Genomic DNA, 26,936 nt, shown 5'->3' with positions numbered 1-26,936 from the left:
GAAAACTGTTGTTGTTCCCAGTATAAAGACGGGCTCGGTCGCTACCGCGGTTCCCCATCCCAGAAGAAGTCCCCCCCTCCCACTTTCAGGATCTCAATCGATACCCGCTTAGGTACGCTCGGAACGACGGGGCCGTCGCCGTAGTCCTCAAAGAACTGGTATTCCAGCACGATCGTGCCACTACCCTGCGCCTCGCTCGTAGGCAAGCTTACTACTTGCTGATCGGCATTGATGAGGTCATTCGTCTGGAAGTCGGTGCCACCATCGCTGATGACGCGCCATTCGTGGCGGACGATCATCGTCCCCGCCCTACCGGGTTGGGGACGGCCATCGATCTCGATAACGGTGCCCGGGCGGCTACAACTCGTGGCGTCGATGGCATCACTGACGCCGGGTACCCGCTCGTCGATCAAAATCTGGCTCAGGGTAAAGCAACCCGTCTCGGGGTCTTCCAGTCGGACGAGTACGGTTTCCCCGTTTACGGAAGGGTCGAAATCTTCGGGTTCGATGGCTCCCTGCTCCGCGTCGGCATCCGCCATATCCAGGTAGTAGGTGACGAGGTAGGGACCTGGGCCTTCATCGAAGCCGCGGTCCAGATCGATGGCACTGAGGTTGGATTCCGTAGTTGGGTCGAGGGCATCCTCGAGGTTCACTACGCCAGAGCCCGTCGGGCGGCCCACTACCGCGAGGGTGACGGTCGCAAACGCCGGTGGGGGCGTGGGGCTTACGGTCGTCACGACGAACTGACACTGGGAGGTATTGCCACTGGCGTCTTCTGCCGTCAGGGTGACCTCCGTCACCGTACCCAGGTCATTAATGATGGAGTCGATGGAAGGAGACTGAGTGATCGTAGGAGGCGTTGTCGTACAGTTATCATCCAGCAAGGCCAGGCTTCGGTAATCTGGCAGCGTAAACTGACAGTCTTCCCCAAAGTCAATCGTCTGGGATGGCGGACAGACAATCGAAGGCGCCGTATTATCCTCAAAACGAACGGTAAACTGGCACTCAGCCGTATTGCCATTACCGTCATCCGCAGTCAGGGTGACTACCGTATTTTGAACACCATCGAACGAAGTCATGGCAGCCGGATCCTGGGTCACTACGATGTTAGCCATTTCCGTACAGTTATCATCCGTGACGGCGAGGGCGGTATAATCAGCCAGTTCCACGTCACAGGTAGCGGTCACAAACTGGGTTTGGGTGACCGGGCAGTCAATACTCGGCGGGATGGCATCATCCACCGTGATCTCCAGGGTACATCTTGTGGTATTGCCGTTCCCGTCATCCGCCGTCAGGGTGACTACCTGCATGGTGCCCTCTCCACTAAAGACTGTGCCAGCACTGATGTCCTGTGTGACGAGGATATCCGTATTGGAAGTACAATTATCACCGATGGTGGCCGCAACGGTATAGTCGGGCAGTCCCACCTCACAGGTTGGGCCGGCGAAGAGCGTTTCGTTTGGTGGGCAGATGATGGAAGGGCTGATCGTGTCCTGCAGCATTACGGTCACTTGGCAGTCACTCGTATTGCCGTTACCATCGTCGGCCGTCAAGGTCACTACGATCTCCGTATCGTCGCCATTGTATTCTGTTGCCGTAAGCGGCGCCTGGGTGATGGTTACCGGATTACAATTATCCGTTGCCGTAGTTACCGCCACCAGATCGGGAAGCGGCGCAGCGCAGTTGGCGTCGACGAAAATAGTCGTGTCGGCCGGGCAGGTGATCACGGGGTCAAGAACGTCGTCAAGAATGACCGTGAAGTCACACGTCGTCGTATTGCCGTTTCCATCGTCTGCGGTCAGGATGACGGTGATCTCATCCGCTTCGTTCAGCGTACTGAATTCCGTTCCCGGCGCCGGCTCCTGCGTGATGGTGATGCTCGCCTCCTCCGTACAGTTATCGGCCACGACGGCTTCATCCGTGTAATCCGGGATGGTGAAGCTACAGGTGGCGTCCAGTTCCTCTACCTTGTTCTGGGGGCAGACGATGCTCGGCGAGATCGTATCCTGTAAGGTCAGATCGAAAGAACAGGTAGTTTCGTTGCCACTTGGGTCCGTGACGGTCAGCGAGATGGTTTGGGTGGTCGCCTGACCACTGATCACCGTACCGGGTGCCGGCTCCTGGGTGACCACCAAGTCAATTGAATCCGTACAGTTATCCGCGATGGCCGCGCGGGTTCGGTAATCTTCCAATGCGAAATCACAACCCGTGTCGGGGTTGGCAATCGTATCGGCGGGGCATACGATCGTCGGTGCGGTCGTATCCGTCAGGGTCAGGAGGAAGTCGCAACTTACCGTGTTCCCATTCCCATCGTCCGCGGTCAGCGTAATAACTTGGGTGGTGAACGCATCTGTCAGGACAGTACCCGGCGCAGGGACTTGCGTGTAAGCAATCTGATCTCCCGTAGCGGTCGTCGCCGTTGTTCCCGTAGGCCGGCAGTTGTCATTAGCGGTAACGGGGGTAATACTCCAGTAATCCGGCACCACGTAGTCACACTGGCCATCAACGATACCAATGGTATCCGTCTGGCAATTCGCAATGGTAGGGGGCGTCACGTCATTCAGCTCCACCGTGAAGGTGCAGGAATCTACGTTGCCGGACTGGTCCGTCGCAATGATGGTGACCGGCACGATAGTGGCCTCCCCACTAAAGACCGTCCCCGGAGCGGGGCGCTGCACCTCGGTGATCTCCGCTACCGTCGAACAGTTATCGGAAGAGGTAGCCTGGTCCCGGTAGTCTTGCAGGACAATCTCACAGTCACCGTCAACCTCCACTACCTGATCACTCGGGCAGACGATCTCTGGCGCAATGGTATCAATCAACTGAACACTGAACGTACAGGAGGTACTGTTGCCCGTGGCGTCCGTCGCCGTAATGGTAACGTCAAAGCTGGTCGCTTCGTCAGCGTACGGAGTTCCGGGCGCGGGAGACTGATCAAAAGTGATGCCGCCGTCAGCTTCCTCGTTACAGTTGTCCGTGGCGGAAGCAACCGGTCGGTAATCCGGCAGAATGGCGTTACAGCTTCCGTCCGTACCCAACACGGTATCCGGCACGCAGGTAAGTACGGGAGCGATCGTATCGAGTAAGACGACGGTAATCACGCACTGGTCCGTATTCCCACTCTGGTCGGTTGCCGTCACCGTAACGTCGATGGTGGAGCCTAAGCCAGTGATCGTTTCTCCCACAGCAACGTCCTGGACGATGTCAATATCCGCGGCTGCGTCACAATTATCCGTTACGGAAACGGAGTCGAGGTAACTCACCACGTCTACCTCACAGTTGGCGTCGGCCGGTATGACGCTTTGGTCCGGACACGTAAGCTCCGGATCTATCTCATCCACAATGTTCAGCGTGAAGTCACAACTGGTAGTGTTGCCGTTGCCGTCATCCGCCGTCAGGGTGATGGTCTGGGTTTGGACGCCTGTAAACACCGTTCCCGGAGCGGGCTCCTGCGTCACCACGATGGCGGATGGATCGGTACAATTATCGTCTACGACGGCCAGCGCGGTGTAATCCGCAATGGTATCGGTACAGGTAGCACTCAGCGTTTCCGTCTGGTCAACCGGGCAGGTGATACTCGGTGAAATGGTATCGGCCAACGTCAGTTCGAAAGAGCAGGTCGTTACGTTGCCATTGGCATCCGTAGCTGAAATGGTGATCTCCGTCACCGTGCCTTGGTTCGCTACTACCGTACCCGGCACCGGCGTCTGCGCAAAAGTCAGATCGCCATCCTGAATACAGTTGTCGGTAGCCGTCGCGCGTAGCGTGTAGTCCTCCAATGTGAAGGAACAGCTGGCGTCCGGGTTGGCCGTAGTGTCACTCGAGCAAACCGTGATGACCGGCGCCACCGTATCCTGCAGGACGATTGTGATTTGACAGCTACTCTGATTGCCGTAAGTATCATCCGCCGTAAGCGTCACCGTCTGGGATCCCATACCGCTGCTGATGGTGGTCAGCCGGTCCGGCGTTTGGGTGTAGTTGATTTGATTGGCCGCAGCGGTGATGGAAGTCACGCCCGTACGCCGGCAATTATCGGTAGCCGTAGCGGTGGTGGCCTCCCAGTAATCCCGCAGGTCAAACGTACAGTCCGCATCCACCTGTTCCACAATTGGTTCCGTTGGGCAGCCCGTGATTACGGGCGCCGTGCGGTCCAGCAAGGTCACCATGAACGTACAGGAGGTGGAGTTTCCGCTGGCATCCGTCGCCAACAGGGTGATCTCTTCGGTCGTGTTGTGTCCGCTAATGGGCGTACCCGGCGCTGGGACCTGTACGATGGTAATGCCGTTCCCCTGGTCACAGGTCGAGCTCACGGAAGCGTCCCCCGTGTAATCGGGGATCGGCACCTCACAATCATCGTCGGCCGTCAGTTCCTGGTCAACGGGGCAGGTAATCATCGGTTCGGTGCTGTCCTCCAGCGTCAGCGTTAACGTACAGGTGCTTGAGTTACCCGAAGCGTCCGTAGCCGTAATGGTGATGGTTTCCGTTGTACCGTCGCCGCTGATCTCCGTGCCAGGAGCCGGGTCTTGGCTGAGCGTTATCGCCGCCGGATCCGTGCAGTTATCAGCCGGTTGGGCACCCTGGGTGTAGTCCGGGATCATGATCAAACAGCTACCGTCCACGCTAATGACGTCGTCCGGCGGGCAAGCCACGGTCGGTGCGATCGTGTCGATGAGCGTAACGGTAAAGTCGCAGCTTACCTCGTTGCCGCTCGCATCCATAGCAGTGACGGTCACGACCTGTTCCGTGTCCTCAGTCGAAAGCGGCGTACCCGCTGGTGGGGACTGGGCAAGACCGATGTCCGCTGGGTCATTACAATTATCCGCGGGAACCGCGAACGCACGGTAATCTGGCAAGACGGCATTACAAGCGGCATCCACTCCGAGTACGGTATCGGGCGGACAAACCAGTGTCGGGCTGATCGTATCGATCAACTCCACGGTGATCACGCAAACGTCCGTATTACCACTCTGGTCCGTTGCGGTGATGGTCACGTCCAGCGTGGCTCCAAGATCTTCAATGGTCGTGCCAACGGCAATGTCCTGCACCAGCATAATGTCCGCCGCCGCATCACAATTATCGGTGACGGCCACGCTATCCACGTAGTTAGCGATGCTGACGCTACAATCAGTATCCGCGGGAATAATGGACGTTGTGGGGCAGGTTAGCGCAGGATCGATCTCATCCTCGATGCTGACCGTAAACGTACAGTCGGTCGTATTACCATTGCCGTCGTCCGCCGTGAGGGTCACGGTCTGGGTCTGCACGCCGGTGAAGGTTGTGGTGGGTAACGGCACCTGGCTAACGGTCACGTTTGCGGCGGAGCAATTATCGTCCGTCATCGCCAGGTTAGTATAATCGGCCAGGATGATCTGGCAGTCCTCGTCCACCAGTTGCACCTGCGGGTCCGGGCAGGTGATCATGGGGGAAATCGTATCCTCTAGGGTCAGCTCAAAGGCGCAGGTGATGAGGTTGCCGCTGGCGTCAGTAGCCGTGATGGTGATTTCCGTCACCCCACCCTGTCCACTGACAACAGTCCCCGGTGCTGGCGACTGGTCGAATACCAGGGCACCATCCTGCACGCAGTTATCCGTTGCCGTTGCACGGATGGTGTAATCTTCCAGGGTGAATTCACAGTCCGCATTCGGGTTAGCGGTAGTATCCGCCGGGCAGACCGTAATTACGGGGCTAATGGTATCACTCAGTGAGAGCTCAAAGACACAACTCACCACGTTTCCGTTACCATCGTCGGCCGTCAGGGTCACCGTCTCGGTAGTCATGCCTCCGGTGAATATTTCACCCACCGCAGGCGTTTGGGTGTAGACGATCTGATCGCCCGTAGCCGTCGTGCTGGTCATCCCGGTCGGGCGGCAATTGTCGGTAGCTAGGGCGGAGCTAACGTCCCAGAAATCCGGCGTCGCAAAGGCACAGGAAGCGTCCACGAATACCGTAGAATCGTTCGGGCAGTTCACGATTACCGGGTCGATGGCGTCATCCAGCGTCACGTTGAACTCACAGGAATCTCGGTTGCCACTCTGGTCTACGGCCACAATGGTTACCGGGATGATCGTGCCATCTTCCGTAAAGACCGTCCCGGGAGCCGGGCGCTGTTCGAAGGTCAGTTCAGCGGCCTGAGAACAGTTATCGGTGGCCGTCGCCTGGCTGCGGTAGTCGGCCAGTTCAATGCTACAATCCGCATCCACTTCCACCACTTGGTCCGCCGGGCAGGTGATGCTGGGCGGTACACTGTCGATGAGTTGCACGTCGAAGTCGCAGGTAATGAAGTTTCCAGCGGCATCGGTGGCGGTTAGCGTAATGGTGATCAGGCTGGCCTCGTCGCTCACCATCGTTCCGGCGGCCGGTTGTTGGGTCACCGTGATCGCTCCGGCGCCGGCGTTCGGTGCGCAGTTATCAGCTACTTCCGGCAGGGCGGTGTAGTCGGGAATCAGCGCGGAACAATTGCCGTCAACGGCAAGGGTGGTATCCGCGGGGCAGACGATCGTCGGCCGGGTAGTATCCGCTACCTCTACCGTGATCATACACATTGCACTGTTTCCGCTAGGGTCCGTCGCCGTCAGGGTGATCATCCGTTCCGTTCCCAGATCAGTGATCTCGGTGCCCGCCACTGGGCTCTGCACCAGCGTCAGCGCCCCTGCTTCCATGCTCGTTGGGCCGCAGTTATCGGCTACGGTGATGCTATCGCGGTAATCAGCAATACTCACGGTACAATTCTCATCGGCGGGGATCACGCTCAGGGTCGGGCAAGTCAGCACGGGCGCGGTGTTATCCACCACGTTTACCGTGAAGCTACAGTCGGTCGTATTTCCGTTTCCATCGTCGGCAGTCATGGTCACTGTCTGGGCGCCCAGGGTATCGATCATCGTTCCGGCGGGCGCATTTTGCGCTATCGCGGGTGCCGGAGTACAGTTGTCCGTGGCCACCGTGATGTCCGTATAATCGGGGAGCGCTACGGAACAACTCCCGTCGACGAAGATGGTCTGCTCTGCTGGGCAAGTGATTGCGGGTGGAGTGATATCCTCCAGCGTGACGGTGAACGAACAGCTGGTGGTGTTGCCATTTCCGTCGTCCGCGATAAGGGTAACCGTCTCCGTGGTAGCTTCTCCGTTCAGGGTGGAACCCGGCGCCAAGGACTGGGAAACGGTGATGTCATCCGGCACCGTACAATTGTCATCAACTATGGCCGAACGGTAATCCGCAACGGTTACGGCACAACTGGCGTCGGGGTTTACGATCTGGTTTTCGGGGCAAACGATCGTCGGGCTGATCGTATCCGCCAGGGTGATGGTCGTAACACACTGAGCAGTGTTGCCATTACCGTCGTCCGCCGTCAGGGTAACGGGGATGGTCGTGCCATCGCCGCTAAACGTACCGCCAATACCAACGCTTTGCGTCACCGTAATGGCTGCGGGGTCGGTACAATTATCGAGGACGGTAGCGTCACCCGTGAGGTCAGCCAGGCTGTAGTTGCAGTTTTCATCTACGGGAATCGTAACATCATCCGGGCAGACGATAGACGGTGGCGTATTGTCTTCCAGGGAAACGAGGAAGGTGCAGCTATCCAAATTGCCATTCCCATCATCAGCAACAATGGTGACTTGCAGGGCATCACCCTCACCACTCAACAACTCACCTGCGGCGGGCCGTTGCGTCAGCGTGATCATGCCGACGGCGGAACAATTATCCGTAGTGATTACTTCGTCGCGGTAGTCCGGCAGTAGTGCCTCGCACTGTCCGTCGGGCCGCACAATTTGATCACCCGGGCAGGCAATGGCGGGCTTGATGGTATCGATGGCCGTGACCGTAAAGGAACAGTTTGCCGTATTCCCGCTGCCGTCGGTTCCCGTAATGGTGACGGTCTCGGTGGTCAGGTGTCCGGTGATGATCGTACCGGCGGCGGCAGATTGGGTAACCGTAATGTCGGTCTTATCCGTACAGTTATCGTCCGCAATGGTCTGGCTGATGTAGTCACCGAGGGCTACTTCGCAGTCAGCGTTGAGGAGGACGGTATCCGCGGCGGGGCAAACCATATTCGGTGGGTCCTGGTCCTCCACCGTCAGGACGAAGGTGCACTGCCCCTGGTTTCCACTCGGGTCAGTAGCCGTCACCGTTACCGTACGGACAGCGTCCGGCCCGGGGATACCGTCACCCGGCCCGGGAGACTGGGTGATGATGAGACTATCCCGAACGTTACAGTTATCCGTAATGGTGGTGAAGTCCGTACCGGTATAGTCCGGCGTCAAACCAAAACAGCTCTCGTCCACCGCAATTACCTGAGCGGGTGGGCAAGTCAGCACCGGCGCCAACGTATCGACCAGCGTCACTTCGAAAGTACAGGTGGTGACGTTATTGTTGATGTCCGTCGCCGTGACGGTCACCGTTTGGGGTACGTTCAGGTCGTCAACGTCGAGCATGGCGGCGGCATCTCCGGGAGCGGGCGACTGCACGAAGGTTACCATCCCGGCGGGTACCATACACTGATTGACGGCCGTGATCTCACTCAGGTAATCCCCGATCTCCCCGTCACAGTTGTCGGAACTGGCGATCACCAACTGGCCACCGGGGCAGGTGAGTTCCACCGCCGTGTCGTCGATTAAGGTGATGTCAAAATCACAGGTAGCGGTATTGCCATTTCCATCGTCCGCGGTGATGGTTACTGGAATAACCGTGCCGGCACCGCTCACCATCGTACCCGGAGCCGGGGACTGCGTGAGGGTGATCTGATCTTCGGCCCGGCAATTGTCCAGCACAGTGACACCACCCGTGTAATCCGGTAGAGGGACCGGGCAGGTATCGTCCACCTTCAGTTCGGTGTCATCGGGGCAGATGACGGGATTTGGTGGGCTTTGGTCTTCGAAGGTCACGGTACTCGTACAGGCAACGCTATTGCCGGAAGCATCCTCGACGGTGAAGTTTACCGTTACGGTGGTTCCATCACCATTGTACTCCGCACCTACGTCGGGCGTCTGGGTGAAAGTCAGGGCATTGGGCGAGCAGTTGTCGTCGGTGACCAGCGCAGTAGTGAGGTCGGGAATGACGCCGTTACAATTCTCGTCGAGTGCGATGGTAACGTTGGCCGCAGAGCAGTCCACCGTGGGGGCGATTTCGTCCCTGATGAAAACTGTTAGATCACAGGAAGCCGTATTGCCGGAAGCATCCGCTGCGGTAAGTTGCACGACAATCTGCGGGGGTACCAAACCCTGATAGGTGGTCCCCGCAGCCGTACCCTGGGTAACGGTGATGGCGCCGGCATCCGTACAGTTATCCGTGACGGTAGCCAGTGCGATGTAGTCCCCCAACGTCGCGGTACAGGCGGCGGCATCGAGCAGAATGGTCTGCGGATCCGGGCAGGTGATGGCGGGGTCCGTCGCATCGACCGGGGTAAAGGTGAAGGTGCAAGTATTGGTATTTCCAACCGCATCCGTAGCCGTCAGGGTTACCGTTTGGGGAACGTCCAGTTGGTCCGCAGGAATAACGGTGGACACGGCGGGTATTTGGGTGACGGTGATCGCCGCTGCCTCCGAGCAATTATCCGCTACGGTAGCCTCGCCGGTAAAATCGGGTACTTCAACGGTACAATTGGCGTCCACTTCCAGGTCGCGGTCTGCGGGGCAGGTGATCGAGGGAGGCACCTGATCTTCCGCCATTACGGTGAAGGTACAATTGGCGCTGTTGCCATTGCCGTCAAACGCGGTCAGGGTAACCATGCGCTGGTCGCCGGCAAAGGTCAGGTTGGTACCCGCCGCAGGGCTCTGGATAAAGGTGATGCCGTCCATCATCACGCAGTCGTCGGTAGCCGTAGCGGATCCGGTGTAGTCCGGTAGTGGGACGGAACAGTTAGCGTCCAGAGACAAGGTGGCATTGGCGGGGCAGGTTACGACGGGGTCCGTCACGTCCCGTAGCGTCAGTTGGAAGCTACAGGTCCCCGTATTGCCGTTACCGTCGTTGACGTCAAAGCTTACCGTCTGCACCGTATTGGCGCCCATGAGCGTAGTCCCGGCGGCGGGCATCTGTTGGACGGCAAGCGCCGCAGCCGCCGTACAATTATCGGCCAGGGTCAGCGTCCCGGCGTAGTCCGGAATGTCAACGGAACAGCCCGTAGGGTCGAGATCGAGTTCCAGAGCGGCGGGGCAGGTGACGGTGGGGTTGGTGACGTCATCCAACGTAACGGTCGTGGTACAAGTCGCGGTCAATCCGGCACCGTCGGTGGCCGTGAGGGTGACCACTTGCGTGGTGCCGTCACCGGTCAGCGTAGTACCGGCAGTGATGTCCTGAGTGATGGTCACGGCAGCGGCACCCTGGCAGTTGTCCGCGGCGGTCGCATCGGGCACGAGGTTGGGAATGCGGGCCGTACAGGAAGCATCCACTTCTACCGTTAGGTCGGCAGGGCAGATAATGGAGGGCGGCGTATCGTCCACCACGTTGACGCTAAAGAAACAATCAGCCATATTTCCGGCTGCATCAGTGGCTACTACCGTGACGGCAATCGTACCGGGCTCAGTGGCCGATACGGCTGCGGCGGCGGGCGTTTGTACGAGGGTGATTGCCCCCGGGCAATTATCAGCCGTAGTGACGAGGGAACTCAAGTCCTCCAGCTCGTAAACACAAGTTCCGCTGAGGGAGCGTTCCTGATCCGTAGGACAGGTGACCGTCGGGGCGGTATCGTCTTCGGTGGTCAGGGTAAAATCGCAAGTAGTCGCGTTACCCGCGGCGTCGGTGGCAGTCAGTACTATGGTGGTTTCGGTTCCGTTGCCCGTAACAACTGTTCCAGCGGCGGGCATCTGCGTGACGGTAAGCAACGGTGTCCCCCCAACGGAAGAACAATTGTCATTCGCTATGGCCATTCCGGTGTAATCCGGCACGGTAAAGTTGCAGCTGGCATCCAGTGATTCGACTTGGTCCGCCGGGCAGATGATGGTGGGGGAAGTGACGTCTTCGGTCTCGTAATTAAACGTACACGTTACGGTATTACCCGCGTTATCGCTTGCCGTAATCGTGATGGGAATGGTCTGTTCACCGCTCACCACCGTCCCCGGACTTGGCACCTGCGACAGCGCAAAACCGGACATCGAGCAGGTAGAACTGACCATTGTCTCCGTCCTAAAATCCGGAATGGTCGCGTTACAATTGGCGTCGAGCGGGTCCGTTTGCGGGCTTACTGGGCAGGAGATTTGTGGCGGCTGGTTGTCCATCAACTCGACGGAGAAAGTGCAGGTCCCCGTATTGTTACTGGCGTCCGTTGCCGTAAGGGTAACGGTGACCGGGCTGTCGTTAATGTCGTACATCGTACCCGCCGCAGGGGACTGAGTCAGCGTTGGCGCGCCGAGAACGTTCGTACAATTATCCGTTGCGGAAGCCTGCCCGGTGTAGTCAGGTAGCGGCACCTCACAGGTGCCATCCACCGCGATGGTTTGGGTGGACGGGCAGGTGACGACGGGCGGGGTGTTATCTACCACACTCACGAGGAAATCGCAAGTAGCCGTTTGCCCGGCGTTATCGCGAACGGTCAGGGTAACGGTAGTATTTGCCGAGATGGAAGACCCCGGAGCGGGCTGCTGGCTTACGGTAGTAGTACCACAACTGGTGGTCGTCGCCTGGCCGGTAAAGTCCGGGAGCGCCACCGAGCAATTGGCATTGAGCGCCAAGGTCGTGGGCGCCGGGCATGTAATGGCCGGTGGTGGCGGGTCTCCGGGCAGGATGGTTGAAACACAGATATTACTGTTTCCCTGGGCGTCCGTTGCCGTAACGGTGACGTTTTGGAAGAACGGGCTCATGAACACCGTGCCCGCCGCGGGGCTCTGGCTAACCGTGAGTGCATCCACGCCACAATTATCCATGATGGTCGTCTGGTCAATAATGTCCGGGACGATCAGCTGACAGTCCGAAGCGCGGGGAGATACCCGCAGGCCGGAAGGGCACACTAACTGTGGTGGATTTCGATCAATGACCGTTTGGGAAATCGTACAGGTAGCCTCGTTACCCGCCTGGTCCCGGCCCGTGATAGTAATGATGGTGGTCCCGGGGCCGACGCGGGTGCCGGGGGGAGGGCTTTGCGTGAGCGTGACGAGGTCATTCCGAGTGCAGTTGTCGGTCGTCCGGACTTGGCCGCGGTAGTCAAAAAGGGCGAACTCACAGTCTGCACTACCCGCCGTCTGGTCGGATACCGTTGGGCAGGTAAGGACGGGGGGCGTCTCGTCCTTCAGCGTTAGTACGTAAGAACAATTCCCTCGATTGCCGGCTTCATCGCGCGCGGTTAGCGTGACGGTGACGGTGGTGTTGTGGCCCGACCGCACCTGCCCCGCCACGGGAGATTGGGTGATGATAATCGCACCGGTGGCGGAGCAATTGTCGGCGACCGTTCCTCCACCGGTAAGATCTGGCAAGGTGTAATTACACTGAGCATCTACGGTCACGTCCGCATTAGCTGGGCAAGTAATAGTAGGGTTGATCCGGTCCACGGCCGTAACGGTGAACGTACAGCTACCCTGGTTGCCACTTTCGTCCGTAGCCGTGATGGTCACGGGGTTGGCGCCCAGGTTTAAAGAAGAGCCTACCGCCGGAGACTGGCTGCTGGTGATGACGACCCCGGTCATGAAACAATTGTCCCCAAACTGAGCCTGGGAGGCGAAGTCGGCTAGTACTGCGGAACAGGAAGCGTCGAGCGCAACCTCCTGGTTACCGGGGCAGACTACCGTTGGTGGCGTGTTATCTACTGTGGTCACCACGACGTCTTCAAAACAAATGCCGTCATCGTAGCGGATGGTCTCCATCACCGGCTGGTCGTTGGGCGGGCGACCGAGGGTCACCACGCCATTTTGGTCGACGGTCGTGCCGATCGTGCTGCCACCAACTACGCTCCAGGTGCCTCCGCTGACGTCCGCGATGATGGCGGGGAGTGTCTCCCTTGGGCAACCCGTCGTACGGACGGGGGTGAGGTTCGGTTCATCGACGAGCCCATCACCATCATCGTCGCGGCCATTACCGCAGGTTTCGCCACAGCGGACGTTACCAACGTTGGATACATTGTTACTGTAGTCACATTCCGGGGTGCCGGTGAGGGGGAAATCTTCGGGGCCGAAGGGCAGGTCCGCACTCGCAAAGCCTGGGTCATTCACACTCAGGAAGATGGGTGAACCGGCGGCGGCCTGGCTCACGTCGATCTCCACGTCTAACGTTACCGTTTCACCGGGCGCGATGGTCGTACCGAGGGTAGTCGTGGTGAAGAGGTTGGGCTGGCCAGTCCGGGGGTCGCCGTCGTAAAAGGCGATTGGCGTCGAGCCGGGGAAGGGTGCATCGCCGTCGTTTTCTACGATGAGCCGCAGGACGACACTGTTGGGGCAATTACTAAAGTCGATATCCGCTACCCCGTTGGCATCCAGTTCCGGTTCGATGATGCCATCCGGCGCCGGGTAGACGATCTCTCCTCCAGCGGCGCCTCCAACTGCCGTCTGAACGAGGAAGTTATTGTAACGCTGCCCGAAGGCAGGATTCAGGTTATCCTGTTGGAACTGGGGCACCGTCAGGTCATCGTTAATGTTGGTCACGTTGTACCCATGCTGGTTCCACACCTGGCGCGCGGGCACCCAGGGCTGGTTGGCGGAGGAGTAGACACTGATGCGGCCCGTCCCCGAAAATTGTGGTCCATTACGGTCCTGAGCGGTGACGATGATCTCCGCAGTGCCATCGCCATTGACGTCGGCCACGAGGGGATATTCCGTACGGGTACCGGAGCGGCTGGTGGTTTGGAAGAGGATGTCTCCCGTTGGCCCGTCATAGATGAACAGATTCTCTTCTTCGGAGTAGACAACTTCAACGGTGCCATTGCCATCAAAATCGAATAGGGTCGATCCGGTCCGTTGGGAACCATCGTCCAGTCCCGTTTTTCGCCACAAGTCGGTCCAGACGCCATTATTGTCACCGTTGGTCCCGCTGTACTGGCGGACGATGTAAATGTTGGCACCGGCAAACCCTAGTTCTACGTCCCCGTCACCGTTAAAGTCACCAATATTGATGCGGCCACCGGCGCTGGTGCTGGGGATATTGAAGGTGGCCCCAATTTGTTCGTTCGTGTAGGGGTCCCAGGCGTAGACGCGGCCGCCATCCATGACGGCGATGTCCATTCGCCCATCTCCGTTGATGTCGGCGATGGAGGTGAAGCCATCTCGTTCCAGGCTGGTGGCGTTGAGTTCGGCTGCCAACATGTACGTTCCGGAGTTAGCAACTGGGGTTCCGTTGGGGCCAATACTCGGGATATCAATGGTATGCACCTGGTTGCCAGCGATGTACTCCATCCCATTGGCTTCTGGGCCAAAGATGCCACCGCCCGGCTTCGGATCGCCCGGCTGGTAGAGGTCGTAGTAAATGGGGAAACGGTCGGAGTTGCTACCGCCGGCGTAGCCACCCACATTAATTCGTGCGTCCACGTAACGGACGCCGGTGATGGCATCAAAAACGCGATCACCAACGTACACTTCGGGGCGGCCATCCTGGTTGACGTCGGCGATCTGGGGAATGGATACGCTGTTATCGTCGCCTACGTTCCGGCCGGTACGCCAGACAGCGTTGGGGTTGCCAAATTCGTAACGAGCCAGTTGTCCGGTGTACTCCATCTGAAAGACGTCGCCAAGCCCGTCCCGATCCACGTCCGCGATAGCCGTTTGGCCGAAAGGGTGGGTACGCGGCGTGAGAATACTCTGTAGAATGCGTCCATCGTCGCCACTAAAGATCTGGATCCGTGCGGGAGAATTGTCGCGGCTGACGAGGTCGGGGATACCATCTCCGTTCATATCGCCAATGACGACGCCGGAGCGCTGATCGATGGGGAAAGCTGCTTGGTCCGTTTCGAAAAGCAAGCCTAATTCAACCTCTTCTAATTCAGGGGGTGAGAATCCACATTCTGGAGTGGGTGGGTTGAAGAAGAAATCTTCACAGCCTGCCACCCCCTGGCAATCGCCGTCGTAGCAGTCGATCAGGCCATCCCCGTCATTATCAATACCATCTCCACAATTCTCCGTCTGCCCCACCACGGTAAGGGAGGCTAACAGGAGAAGCCCGGAAAGCAGGGAACGAAAATGGAGACTGGCTTGGTAGATTATTCTTGAGATTACGAGGCAAAGTAATAGTAAAGATAGGAAATTTGGCGGCGGGCAGTAGCTGCCAGCTGACGTCCAAACTGTCCGTTCTCTTTCTTCTTTGACTTCCGCGAAATTGGGCGGTCACCATTCCTTCATAAATCTTGACGCTAATCGAAAAGCTCACCCTTCAATAACTCAGTCTCCAATCCCCTCAATTTTGGCCAAATGAAACGCTGGCAGAAGGGCTTTTCCGGATCCGACCGGAAGTAATCCTGGTGCTCCGGCAGCGACGGTTTGAAAGCGACAAATGGTAGCACGGCCGTAAGTACTGGCTCATCAAAACTGGCAGCCGCACGCGCCAGTTCCTGTTCCAACGGTGCCCGGTCAGCCGGGTTAAAATAATAGATCGCGGACCGGTACCGGTGGCGCAGGGCGTGCGCCTTCGTCGCGGCGTGGGTGGCCAGGTGGACGGCAATCAGCGTTGCGATTGTTACCACCGTCGGGTCGTAGTGGACGATGACGGCTTCGGACCACGCATCCGCAGGTGGCTCCGAAGTTACCCAGCCCTGCTCTACTTTCTCCACGCCACGCAGAGAGATGAATACCCCCTCCGTGCACCAGTGGCAACCACCACCGAGGGCGATCCGGCGTAAGACATTACTGTCCGTCTCGCTTTGATTACTGCTCACGAATGCCGTACTCGAAGCCGTAGTAGCCCGGTTTGCGGTTGAGGGAATCGTCGAAAATCGTTGGCCAGTCGCCCATATCGAAGAAGCCTTTGATCCAGGTATCCCGGTCGGTGAAGTCCCAGAAAGTGATGCCGTAGCGTTGGGCGGGCGGAACTTCTTCGCGGTAGATCCGGGCGACGGTCTCGAACATCTGTGCCTGGTCGTCGAGCATCATCGGTGTGACGAACTGTACGTCGTCCTCTCCCCCACCCCGCTCGTCGTTGTGGGTATTGAAAATGAGGTCCAGCTCGGACACGTGAATGAGCAATCCCGTAGCCACCGCCCGGCGCAGGTTGTTCCGGATCACGGCGGTGTCGTCCCGCATCTGGAGGTGCCACTGGAATCCGATACCGTCAATGGGTACCTGATCATCCTGGAGGTCGGCCACAAGTTGGAGGAGGCCGGACAGCTTGGCCGTATCCCGCTCCGTACCAAAATCGTTGATGAAGAGCTTCGCGTCTGGGTCCGCCTTACGGGCGGCGCGGAAGGCTATATCGATGTACTCCCGCCCCATTTTTTGATGGAAGGGCGAATTCCGCATCTCCCCACCTTTAGTGTCGAGGACTTCGTTTACGACGTCCCACCCGTCAATGTCGTCCTTGTAGCGAGTAACGACGGTCGTCACGTATTCGTCCAGGAACGGGCCCATTTCCTTAGCGCTCAAGTTGGCGATGTGGTCGGGCAGGGCGTAGTGCCAGACCAAAGCGTGGCCAAAAACACGGAGATCATTGGCTTTAGCGAAGGCGACGACGGAATCCGCCCGGCTGAAGTCCAGCGGGCCGGGGTCACCGGCGATCCGGTACATCTTCATGTCGTTCGTCGAGGTGATGCTGTTGAATTCAGTCTGCACAATGGCGCGCAGTTGGCTATCGCGCATGACCTTGCGGATGTTGATGGCGCCGCCGATGGGGAAGGAGGCGGCGTGGTGCAGGCCCACTTGCCCCGCACTTTCCACCGGCATTTCCTCCTCCGAATCCGTCGTAGCCTTTGGCTCTCCACAAGCGAACACTAGCAGCAAGAGCATTAATGGGGCAAAAGGTGAACGGTGGTTCATGGCAGGTTGGTTTGGGTATCAATCAAAGATGCAGGTCCTAAATATCACTCGGTCAGCCGCTCCCAGAAATCGCTTTCCATCTGGGCTTCGTCGATGTCCTGATACATCCACACTTTGCGGGCGGTATTTTCCGGCGGGGTGGCCACGGCAATCTCCTCCGCCTGCTTCGGTTTCAGGAAGGCCTGCAGTAGGGCAACGTCCCACATCGTCCAACGGCTGGCGCCGGGTCCGCCGTGGTCTTCCCAGCGTTGGCGTAGATACCCGCCCAACTCTCTCGCGTCTTCGAGGTGGGCGAAGGTGGGTTCGCGGTCCCAGGTATACTGGATGGCTACGGAGATGGGCATCACATGGAGTTCGAGGCCTTCCGCATCCAGCAGGTAGTTCGCGGCGTTGAGGTCGCGGCGGATGTTGAATTCGTCCTTATTCCAAAACCCTCCGTCAAAATCGTACCGGAAGCCGAGCATGTAGGCTACGATCTTGTCCTTAATAGTCGTGTCCAGCGCGATGGCGGAGGCCAGGTTGGTCACGGCACCGATGCTGACGACGGCCAGTTTCTCCCCCTCCGGCGTGGCGTGGGCCTGCTCGATGATGAAGCGCGCGGCGGGGCTATCCCGCGGTTCGTAGCCCCCCCAGGGTTTGCCCATGATCATGTCCGAACCCAGTGGGTGGGGCAGGTCCATCCGGCCCATCAGCGTCAGTAATTCTTCGTTCAGTACCTGACTTTGCTGGGCGGTATTCGGTCCGCTGAGGTGGTGAAACCACTGGACGGAGCTCAGTCCCAACAGGTCAATACTCGTATCCGGCACGGCGTGGGCGATGGCGAAGAGGTCATCAATTTCGTTGGCGGTGTCCGAATCGAGAATGACGCGGATCTTTTTATCCGTGGGCCACTCGTGGAGGGGGGCGGTCCCTTCCCCATTTCCCGGCACCTGCGGCAGCGCCTGCAAATCGTCGGGTTGGGCGCTGCCGCAGGTGCAAAGGAGGCAGGCAAGCAAACAAAGGGTGGGAAAACGAAAGACGAAAGAATAACTGGCCATGCCGAAAGATAAAGTCATTGGAAGGATTACCACACAACCCCGGTGGGGCAAATGGCATTCTTGGAGGGAGAACCCAGATCCGAGCATGCCCGCCACATTTCCCAGTAATCCCCTCAAACGACCCTTCCCCGACCGGGAATTCGACCGGGGACTGATCATGGGACACCTGCGGACGGCCATCTTCATCTTCGCCGCCCTCTACGTGTTGCGCCCCTTCGGGATGGATTTTGGCCCCAACGCTTTCGCCATTTGTTTGGGTTACGGATTGGTCACCTTCCTGGTGGCCGTCACGTACAGCTACGTGACCGAACAAGTATTCGGCTGGCACCGCTGCGGGCCGAACTGGACGCTAGGGAAGTGGATCCTCGACTGCGCCGCCGTGCTGCTACTGATCTCCTTGGCCAATTTCATTTACCACAACTTCACCGTCGGCTGGGGCGCCTTTTCCTGGGTCGTACTGGTGGGCGTAACGGTACCGACGGTCCTCATTGGCCTCTTCCCGATCGCGATGAGCGGGGTCCTGATCCAAATGCAGGCCGAGCGCAATAACCAGCGAGCGGCCGGCAGCCTGGCCCGCTTCGGTGGACTGAGCACCCCAGCTACCCCGCCAACGCATACGGAATTGGTATCCCTGACGGAAGAGTTTGCCCTCGACCCGGCAACCCTGCTCTTCTGCGAAAGCCGCCAGAATTACGTCCGCGTTCTCTACCTCGACGGCGGAGCGGCCAGGGAGGAAACCATCCGCACCACCCTAAGCGCCCTGGAAGAGAAATTAGTGGGCACGACTGTGCGGCGGTGCCACCGCTCTTACCTGGTGAACACGGCTCACGTCACTTCCGCCCGTGGGAACGCGCAGGGCCTCCGCCTGAACCTGGTGGCAGCGGAAGAAGAGGTGCCCGTGAGCCGCCGATTCGTCGCGGGGTTGCGGGAGGAGGTACTTGGTTGATCGAAGAGCTTGATTAGGCGAATATGGCGTCTATCCCGGAGCGTGTGCATTCGTCCCGGTAGCCTTGTCATTCGGCCCCAGCCCTTATGGATACTGGGTTTCGCCCTTATCATTGAGAAAAGCTATTCGCCATGGAATTTCTCGATCGCATCCTTCTCATCGTCCACGTCGTTGCCGGCTTCAGTAGCCTGGCCTTATTTTTCGTACCCGCCTTTGCGCGCAAGGGTGGACGGGTGCACAATCAGTTCGGACGATTCTACGTGTACGGGATGTGGGTGGTCGTCACCACCGCCTTTCTCCTTTCCATCATCAACTACTTGCAGGGGCGGACGATGCAGGCCTTGTTTCTCGGCTTCCTGGCCTTTCTGACGGCAAGGCCGTTGTACTACGGAATCGCCGTGCTGCGCCACAAACGGGGCTCCACGCCAAAAATGCGGCGGATTGATTTCGCCTTCCGCCTGGTTCTAGGGACGGCCGGCCCCTACCTGATCGGCGCGGGCTTGGGTTGGTGGGGAGACTTATCCTCTTCCCTACTAGTCGTATTTGGAGTGCTGGGCACGCTTTCTTCCTGGCCAACCTTTTTACGGGAGATCCGCGGCGTACAACCTCAGGGATACAACTGGATGGAGGAACACATCCGCCACATCGTGATCACGGCAATTGCGGGATTCACGGCTTTTTTCGCCTTCGGTGGCCACCGCATTTTTGGCGACTTGTTTTCTGGCCACCTCCAGACGGCGGGCTGGATCGCGCCGACCGTCATCGGACTGATCTTCACCCAGTGGTATAAACGGCGCCTGCGGGCCGGGAAGGTTAAGTTTGGAAACGGAAAGCGCGCAAAGGCTTAGTGCGCGGAAGCGGCCGGTGCAAGGTCGAAGAACTCCATGTAGCTGGGTGGGTTCTTCACCGTTCCCCTGTTAGAAATGATGGTGATGTCGATGTCCCGGTCCCGGGCCTTGCCGGCAAAGTTTTCGAGGATCTCCACCACGTCGTAGTCGAGGTACCGCGTTTTGGTCACGTTCAGCTCCAGGTTGGCACCTTCGGGAAGGGCATCGAGCTCGCGCAGGATGGCGGCCTTGTTGAAAAAGGTCACCTCTTCGGCGAGGGTCATCTTCACCTCATGGTGCCCGTCCGAAGCTTCCTTATCCACCATGTGGAGGAAGTGGCTGTTCTGGTAAGACTTGTACAGGATGATGATGATAGCTACGACCAAGCCGAGACCAATCCCCGTCAGTAGATCCGTAAACACGATGGCCACGACGGTGACGATGTAGGGCACGAATTGCTTCCAGCCGGACCGGTAAATGGCCGCCACCGTGGCAGGTTTAGCCAATTTGTAACCAACGATCAGGAGCACCGCCGCCAGGACGGCCAGGGGAATTTTATTCAGTAAAGTAGGCACCGCAATCACCGAGATCAACAGGAAGAAACCGTGAACAATTGCAGACACCTTGGTCTTGCCACCCGACTGGATATTGGCAGAACTACGGACGATCACCTGAGTGATGGGTAGGCCACCGATGAGGCCGGAGATCATGTTACCGGCACCCTGCGCCAGGAGCTCCCGGTTCGTAGGCGTAACCCGCTGGGCGGGGTCGAGTTTGTCAGTTGCCTCTACGCAAAGGAGGGTTTCCAGACTGGCCACGAGCGCGATCGTAAACGCCGTCACCCAAACCGCCGGATTGGTGATGGCTCCAAAATTGGGGAAGGTGAACTGCCCGAGGAAATCGTCAAAACTACCGGGGACGGGTACTTGCACCAGGTGCTCATCCGAAATGCCCCAGGTGGGGTCTCCCTGCGTAACGACGTAGTAAACAATACCCGCCGCCACGGCTACGAGTGGCCCCTGAATGAGGGTGAAGATCTTTCCCTTTTTGGAAAGCACGTTACTCCACAGCAGCAGGATAGCCAGGGCAATAACGGCAATGGTAGTTGCGCCAACGCTGGGATTACCGAAGGCGTTAACGATCTCGGTAAAGGTGTTCTCCCCGTCGATCTGCCAGAAGGCAACGTCCCCTTCAAAGTCACTATCGTAGCCCAGGAAGTGAGGGATCTGTTTAAGGATGATGATCAAGCCAATGCCCGTCAACATTCCCTTAATTACGGAACTCGGGAAGTAGTAACCAATTACTCCAGCCCGCAGGACGCCAAAGAGAATTTGGATGGCGCCGCCAATCACTACGGCGACGAGGAAATCCTGAAACCCAAGAGCACTAATGGCCGTCAGCACGATGGCCGCCAGACCAGCCGCCGGGCCAGAAACGCCAATTTGGGACCCGGAAAGCGCGCCAACGATGATGCCGCCGATGATGCCGGCGATCAGACCCGAAAAGGCAGGGGCGCCGGAGGCCAAGGCAATTCCTAAACAAAGGGGCAAGGCAACGAAGAAAACGACAATTGATGCCGGTAGGTCGCTACGCCAGGAGGCAGCTAAGTTTGGTTTTTCAGACAAGGTGGTAAGCTTTTACTTTGAAGGGTCAATATATGCCTATTAAAGTTAAAGCCTATCCGCTTGGCCTTCTTTGAGTACACTGCCACTGGCGGCGGCGGACTTAGCCCTGCCTTCACCCCCGCAAACTGGCGTAATCCAACCAGTAGATCACCTTGAGGGAGACCGATCCGTTACGGGGCGTATCTCCCCACACGTCGCGAAAACTCTCTCCGAAGTTATTGGCGCGCTGCTCATCAAAATCCGTGATGGCCGATTTGTAGACCAGGAACATATCGGAGCCCGGCGCGAAACGCCACCGGTAGATCAGGTCCACGTTGAAGGCATCAAAATCTCGGTCGTGGTTGGCGGCGTAATCCGTATCGCGGAGATCTCCTTCTTCGCCCAGCAGATGAAATTTGTTATACCGCACGCCACTCCAATAATGGCGCAGACGCAGGTTCAGGGTCATGTTGGCGGTGAACGAGTATTTGGCGGAGACGTTGCCATCAATGCTGGTGACGTTCCGCCGGCCCATATACACGTCCGTACGCCCGGGGCTGGTGGGATCAGGACCGGCTACGGTCTCCTGGTGGACATAGCCAACCTCGTTCCGGTCGCGCCCACGGAAGACGCCGGTGCTCACGCTGAGGCGGTCACTCATCCGGTAACGGAGGTTCGCGTTGAGGTAAAGGTCCGACCGGTCCGCGCCGAAGTAGCCGTTGGTATTGAAGTTGCCGTTGAAGCGGACGGCCTTGCGATTGTCCGTCCCGAACCATCCGCCGAAATTGCGGAAGGCGGGGTTGATGAGGTAGCGCCCTTCCACCCGGGGCTCGAAGTAGTCGTAGCTGTTGGCAAATTCCGTCTCCGTCCAAAAATTAAGGTTCCAGAAGTGCTTGGTTTGGGCGTACACCCACATCTCCGTGCCCGCATTGGTGAACTCATTCGTGTAGAGGGTACCGTAACCCGCCCAGGCCCCCGCCCCACCGTTGAGGAAGAAACCGTTGAGGAAGGGTTTATTGTAATTGTAGCCCAACCTACCCATGAAGAATCGCTCGTTGTTGGAGAAGAGCAAGCCCAGATCATTCGGATCGTAGGTATCACTTTCCTCACTGGCCCTTAGCGTCCAGGTCCAGTTCCCGGAGATTTTGTTCAGGGAGAGGCTGGCCTTGTGGCCCGTGCTTTTTTCCCCGGGCAGGAAGCGCTGGGAAAGCCCGAAATCACCCCGGACGGAGTACTCGTTCGCCTTATTGTGAAGATCAAACAGGAGGCCGGTCACGTTAGCGTCCGTTTCGTTCCCCTCCCGCAGGACGTTAGTATTGATCAGGGTTACGGAGGAATTATTGGGTAGGTTCTGGTCCACCACCGCCACGTTGTAGTTGGTGAGGGGGTTGGTCTTTACGCGCCGCTCCTCCCCTTCCGCGTTCTGGAGGGTAGCGTAAGTCTTTTGCTCCACGGCGTTGAAGAAGCCGACGCCGGTTCCGCCAGCCGTCCGGCCGGTGATCTTGAAAGCATTGTAAAGGGTAGCCCGGCCGGGATTATCCATGATGGTCTCGCCATCCCGCATTTGGTCGTAAACGGCACCGGGATTGTGGTTGGACCCACCGACGCGGCGGCTGTAGAAAAAGCCACCTTTATTGAAGAGTTCCGTCCCCTCGGTAAAGAAAGCGCGCTGTTCATCGAAGCGTTGCTCGAAGGGGCCCAGGTTGAGGATCTGATCGTCCGAACGGGCCTCCCCGAAATCGGGCACGAGGGTCATGTCCAGCGTGAAGGCTTCGTTGAGACCAACTTTGAGGTCCATCCCCCCGGTGATGCTGGTGCCGGTCGAAGCCCCGTCGTCCCCCGGCTGGCGGGCGGATAAGGCGTACAGCGCCACGAAGGGGGTAGCCTGGATCCGGACGGGGGCTTTGATGTTCCGCAGCCCCTCCAGCTTTCCACTCTGGTTGAAGTAGCCATCCACGTTAGGGTCGATCTCCGACCAAAAGACCTTCTCCCGCTTCCGCTGGATCTGGCGGACGAAGTTGATCGTCCACTGCTGTACGTCCTGGCTGGGAAAACGGAGGGCGGAATAGGGAATGAATATTTCCGTGGACCACCCGTCAGCCTGGAGGGCGGACTTACTCACCCAGACGGCGTCCCAGTTCTCGTCCTCGCCTTCATTGACGGAGAACTGGGCGTCGAACTGGACTTCGGCCGGGGTGGTGATAAAGGTAAATCCGTTCTGGCCGCTGTTGTAAGCGTCGATGGAGAGGCCAAAGAAATCCGTGTTTCCGAGGTCATCCCGTTCGGTCAGCTCCCGGAGGATGCTATCCGGCTGGCTGTCGTAGAGCATGGCCCCGACGTAGAGGCCCACGTTGTTGTAGAGCACTCGCACCTCCGTCCGTTCGCTGGCGGGTTTACCGGGTACCGGGTTCAGGGTTGTAAAATTGGACCCGGGCTTGGCGGTGGACCAGGCGGCTTCATCCAGGGTGCCATCCATTTTGATGGGTGCCTCCGTTCGCACCGCCGTCAGTACGGGTTTTTGCTGGGCGGACAAGGCGAAAGAGCAAGCAAATAAGAGGTAGGTAAGGGCAAGTTTCATCGGGTGGTAGCGTGGGCGTTGTACGGAGTGACGAGCTAAATTTTCGAGGGTTGCACCGCAGCCGATAGATTTTCAACAACGATCTTCCGCACCGGGGCGTTCTTCCCCTGACTACCAATGACAACGCTATGCCCCAGGAAATCCACATCGCCTGCCCCAAATGCAACTGGGAACCCGACGGCCGCCCTTACTGGGTTTGCAGCCGCTGTAACCACAGTTGGGATACCTTCGAAACCGCTGCCGTATGCCCCAGCTGTAAGCACGCCCACGTGATGACGGCTTGCATCCCCTTCGCCGGAGGGTGCCCAACCGCCAGCCCCCACGAAGATTGGTACCGGGGCCTGGACGCCTGGCTAGCCGAAGAACTGGCCAAGATCCGCGAGCGGGTACGGGAAACGGTAAAGGTAGAGTGACCCAGTTTCTGGGTTTTGGGTTTCACCGTGGGCTTTACCCGCTACTCGAAATCACCTAAGTATCGACACAGCTTCCTGTAATTCCACCCAATCAATACCAGAGTGATAGCGGATTACAACGAGAACGGTTCCCCTGACTGGTTCACCCCGAAAGCGGCCATCCCAACCTGCTAGTTGGTCCTCGCTGCGGTAGAGTTGTCCACCCCAACGATTGTAGACAGACATCTCAAAGTTGCGCACTTCCTCACAGGTAGCCACTGCAGGTTCCGCGCGGTAGGTATCGTTAACGCCGTCGCCATTCGGAGAAAACGCGGTGGGTAAGTAGAAACGGCAGCAATCAATGGAAGTAACATTAAACTGGATGGATACCCTCTCGCAGGCGTTATTTACCGCTAAGCGATAGGTCCCCATGGCATTGATGGAACGTTCGGGCCCCACCGCATCGTCGGACCATAAATACTGATCTGCCCCTGGCACCGTCGCGTCAATACTTACCGAGTCTCCCAGGCAGAGGGTGAAGTCCGTCAATTCAGGTGTAACTAGGTTTGGTGCACCCAGCATTACGTTGACCGTATCGAATACCGTCCGGCATTCGTTACCGATACGGACGGTAAAACTTCCGGGCTGGTCTACTTCCAGGATTGGCCCAGCAGTTCCCTCCCATAAATACTCCGTTGCACCGGGGGTAGTGGCATCCAGGGTGACGCTGGCGCCGGGACAAAGGGTAGTATCTGGCAAATCAACGTCCAATTCAGTATCCAGGTAATTGAACTCCGTCAGCCCCGTCAGTTGGCGGCCGCAGGGGAAGTTGAAGCGGCTAATCACCACTCTTTCTCCCAGTGGCGGATTAGGCCCCGCGGGGCGAATGGCTAGATCCCGTAGAATGCTTTCCGCCTCCGCTGCTGAAGTGGGGTAGAATACGGTTCGGACAGTCATTTCCTCAGCCACTGTATTGGCAACGAGAGGGGATCCCGCGAGGACGAATTCAAAACCCACCGGCACCCGGAAAACCATAGAGTCAGGAACTCCCCGAAGTTCCAAATCCACATCGGTAAGTGGGATCGGTTCCCGGCCGCAGGTGGGTGGCCAGGCAATGTGAGTATCCGCCCCGGTGCCGATGGTCCGGTTACCGTCCTCATCAAAGGTGAGGGAGATGCAGGAAAAGTCGATCGACGTAGCCGCTTGCACGTCCGCTAATGGGGCGCCCGCTAACGTCGGTATCGATTCAGCCTCCGCCACCCCCGGCGAATTGGACGTAATTGGTAGTGAAGCCAGGAGTTCCAGGTCAGGAGAACCCAAATTGCAGCCATCAGGACGTTCCAGGTCAGCCGTAAGGTAGAGCAGCATCATGTTTAATCTCTCTTCACACTCCAGGAAGCCACTTAGATAGTAGCCACCGTCCTCCGAAGGAATCAGATCAGTGATGCGTGATCGGTTGCTGCTACTTAGGTACCGCTGTTGCAAGATTTCTCCCGCCGGCGTAACGTTAAGGAGAAAGCTACGCGTAAACTCCTCACTTGGCGTGCGGGAGTGGCCGGCAAAAATCAGGGAGCCATCCGCGGCGAGGGCGCTGGCGGCGATTCGATCTCGGCCAGGCCCGCCGAAGGAGAATTGATTGAGGATTTCCCCAGCGGGGTCAAGGGTGAGGACCAAGATGTTGCCTTCGTCCGCCTCCGTGCGGTAAGTGGTCGTTACCACCAGGTTGCCGTTTGGCAATAGCAGGAGTGAACGGTCTACGTTGGCCCGTTCACCGGAGGAGAGGTATTGCCGGTGGGCCAGCAGTTCGCCCCCCAACGAGAAGCGGGCGAAGAGCATCGGAGTGGTGTTATCATCAATGCCGTGGCCGATCAGGACCAATTCGTCTCCATCCAGCACGGCGTCAGTGAAGATGTTGAAGTTGTTGGCTGGTACGCGGAAGTTTTGCCACCAGATCACCTCCCCTACTCCATCAATCAAGGCCGCGAAGGCATCGTCGCGGGAACCGACGTTTCCGACGGCCAAGTAGCGGTCGTTCCCGACGGAGATGAGGTCGCGGACCTCTTCGTCCAATTCCTCATCTCCCAGCGTCCAGGAGCCGACTTCGTTTGCCTCCGCGTCGAAACGGTTGAAGGCTAACTGGTCGATCGTCGTCTGGGTATTATTCCAGGCGCCGAGAATGAATCCGCCATCCTCTGTAAGGGTAGCGGCGCGGAAGCTACTGCGGCGGTTGGAGGCCAGGCGGGTGGTTTGGACGACGCTCCCACTACGATCAAGGCGGTGAAAAATGGCCTCCGTACGGTCAACCACGTTCTCGTCGGTCAGGCCGGCTACGATGAGGTGGTCGCCCACCACGAGCACCCGGTCGGCCCTTTCGTTGCGGCCGGCGTCCAGGTGGAGTTCGGAAAATTGGGCGTTGGCTGCGGGCAGGCAGCACAGCACCAGTAGCAGGGAACAGCAGGTCCGCATTCCGGCGAAGAACATCAACACGTGCGGGGCGGGCTTCATTTATAGGTGCTTGTTGGATAGGCCTTTAAGGTAGGGAGCGGTCCTTAAACGTCCATTTACGTAGGATGGGTAGGAGTAAATTTTATTGCGTCATTCCCGCAGCGGAAGAAATAAGCGGACGTGAGGGCGGGTTCTTAGTAAGGCGCCCGGAAATTATCCACCCGCCTTGCTTACCT

The 26,936-nt window shown here is 58.2% G+C and carries 10 protein-coding genes; 3 read left to right on the top strand and 7 right to left on the bottom strand.

The window, feature by feature from the left end:
* Nucleotides 1–41: 41 nt before the first annotated feature.
* The 4 genes from A3850_RS08120 to A3850_RS08105 all read right to left on the bottom strand — a co-directional run bounded on the left by A3850_RS08120 (nucleotide 42) and on the right by A3850_RS08105 (nucleotide 17,926).
* Nucleotides 42–15,041 (bottom strand): HYR domain-containing protein, encoded by a 15,000-nt coding sequence (locus A3850_RS08120; protein WP_068215446.1) that lies wholly within the window; start codon nucleotides 15,039–15,041, stop codon nucleotides 42–44.
* Nucleotides 15,042–15,256: 215 nt separating this feature from the next.
* Nucleotides 15,257–15,778 (bottom strand): peptide-methionine (S)-S-oxide reductase, encoded by a 522-nt coding sequence (locus tag A3850_RS08115; RefSeq protein WP_068215445.1) that lies wholly within the window; start codon nucleotides 15,776–15,778, stop codon nucleotides 15,257–15,259.
* The gene (locus tag A3850_RS08110) at nucleotides 15,768–16,871 is read right to left on the bottom strand and encodes an endo-1,4-beta-xylanase (protein ID WP_068215443.1); all 1,104 of its coding nucleotides are present in this window, start codon (nucleotides 16,869–16,871) and stop codon (nucleotides 15,768–15,770) included. Before A3850_RS08110 ends, A3850_RS08115 begins: the two co-directional genes overlap by 11 nt.
* 44 nt (nucleotides 16,872–16,915) lie before the next feature.
* The gene (locus A3850_RS08105; protein WP_197494014.1) at nucleotides 16,916–17,926 is read right to left on the bottom strand and encodes a nucleoside hydrolase; all 1,011 of its coding nucleotides are present in this window, start codon (nucleotides 17,924–17,926) and stop codon (nucleotides 16,916–16,918) included.
* Nucleotides 17,927–17,993: 67 nt separating this feature from the next.
* Here A3850_RS08105 and A3850_RS08100 point away from each other — a divergent pair, with 67 nt between their 5' ends.
* Nucleotides 17,994–18,854: a LytTR family DNA-binding domain-containing protein gene (locus A3850_RS08100; protein ID WP_068215440.1), complete on the top strand. Its 861-nt coding sequence runs from the start codon at nucleotides 17,994–17,996 to the stop codon at nucleotides 18,852–18,854.
* Nucleotides 18,855–18,985: 131 nt separating this feature from the next.
* Nucleotides 18,986–19,702, top strand: a complete 717-nt coding sequence (locus A3850_RS08095; protein ID WP_068215438.1) for a hypothetical protein — start codon at nucleotides 18,986–18,988, stop codon at nucleotides 19,700–19,702.
* Here A3850_RS08095 and A3850_RS08090 read toward each other — a convergent pair.
* Nucleotides 19,699–21,306 (bottom strand): SulP family inorganic anion transporter, encoded by a 1,608-nt coding sequence (locus A3850_RS08090; protein ID WP_068215437.1) that lies wholly within the window; start codon nucleotides 21,304–21,306, stop codon nucleotides 19,699–19,701. The genes A3850_RS08095 and A3850_RS08090 overlap by 4 nt on opposite strands.
* Before the next feature lie 112 nt (nucleotides 21,307–21,418).
* Entirely contained in the window at nucleotides 21,419–23,863 is a 2,445-nt protein-coding gene (locus tag A3850_RS08085; protein WP_076639933.1) for a DUF5916 domain-containing protein, read from the bottom strand.
* A 128-nt stretch (nucleotides 23,864–23,991) separates the two neighbouring features.
* On the opposite strand from A3850_RS08085, the gene A3850_RS08080 reads away from it, so the two are divergent.
* Entirely contained in the window at nucleotides 23,992–24,276 is a 285-nt protein-coding gene (locus A3850_RS08080; protein WP_068215432.1) for a hypothetical protein, read from the top strand.
* Between the two features lie 51 nt (nucleotides 24,277–24,327).
* Here A3850_RS08080 and A3850_RS08075 read toward each other — a convergent pair whose 3' ends face one another.
* A complete protein-coding gene (locus tag A3850_RS08075; RefSeq protein ID WP_068215430.1) occupies nucleotides 24,328–26,760 on the bottom strand; it encodes a gliding motility-associated C-terminal domain-containing protein in 2,433 nt (810 codons plus the stop codon).
* Nucleotides 26,761–26,936: the final 176 nt, after the last annotated feature.

The sequence above is a fragment of the Lewinella sp. 4G2 genome, from assembly GCF_001625015.1.
Lineage (GTDB): Bacteria > Bacteroidota > Bacteroidia > Chitinophagales > Saprospiraceae > Neolewinella.
The sequence above is the reverse complement of the archived record's forward strand: the minus strand, read 5'-3'. Positions and strand labels throughout refer to the sequence as shown.

Excerpts from the sequence above, each read along its gene's own strand:
- A3850_RS08085 (WP_076639933.1), bottom strand. The coding sequence starts at position 23,863 with ATGAAACTTGCCCTTACCTACCTCTTATTTGCTTGCTCTTTCGCCTTG.
- A3850_RS08080 (WP_068215432.1), top strand. The coding sequence starts at position 23,992 with ATGCCCCAGGAAATCCACATCGCCTGCCCCAAATGCAACTGGGAACCC.
- A3850_RS08100 (WP_068215440.1), top strand. The coding sequence starts at position 17,994 with ATGCCCGCCACATTTCCCAGTAATCCCCTCAAACGACCCTTCCCCGAC.
- A3850_RS08105 (WP_197494014.1), bottom strand. The coding sequence starts at position 17,926 with ATGACTTTATCTTTCGGCATGGCCAGTTATTCTTTCGTCTTTCGTTTT.
- A3850_RS08075 (WP_068215430.1), bottom strand. The coding sequence starts at position 26,760 with ATGAAGCCCGCCCCGCACGTGTTGATGTTCTTCGCCGGAATGCGGACC.
- A3850_RS08110 (WP_068215443.1), bottom strand. The coding sequence starts at position 16,871 with ATGAACCACCGTTCACCTTTTGCCCCATTAATGCTCTTGCTGCTAGTG.
- A3850_RS08095 (WP_068215438.1), top strand. The coding sequence starts at position 18,986 with ATGGAATTTCTCGATCGCATCCTTCTCATCGTCCACGTCGTTGCCGGC.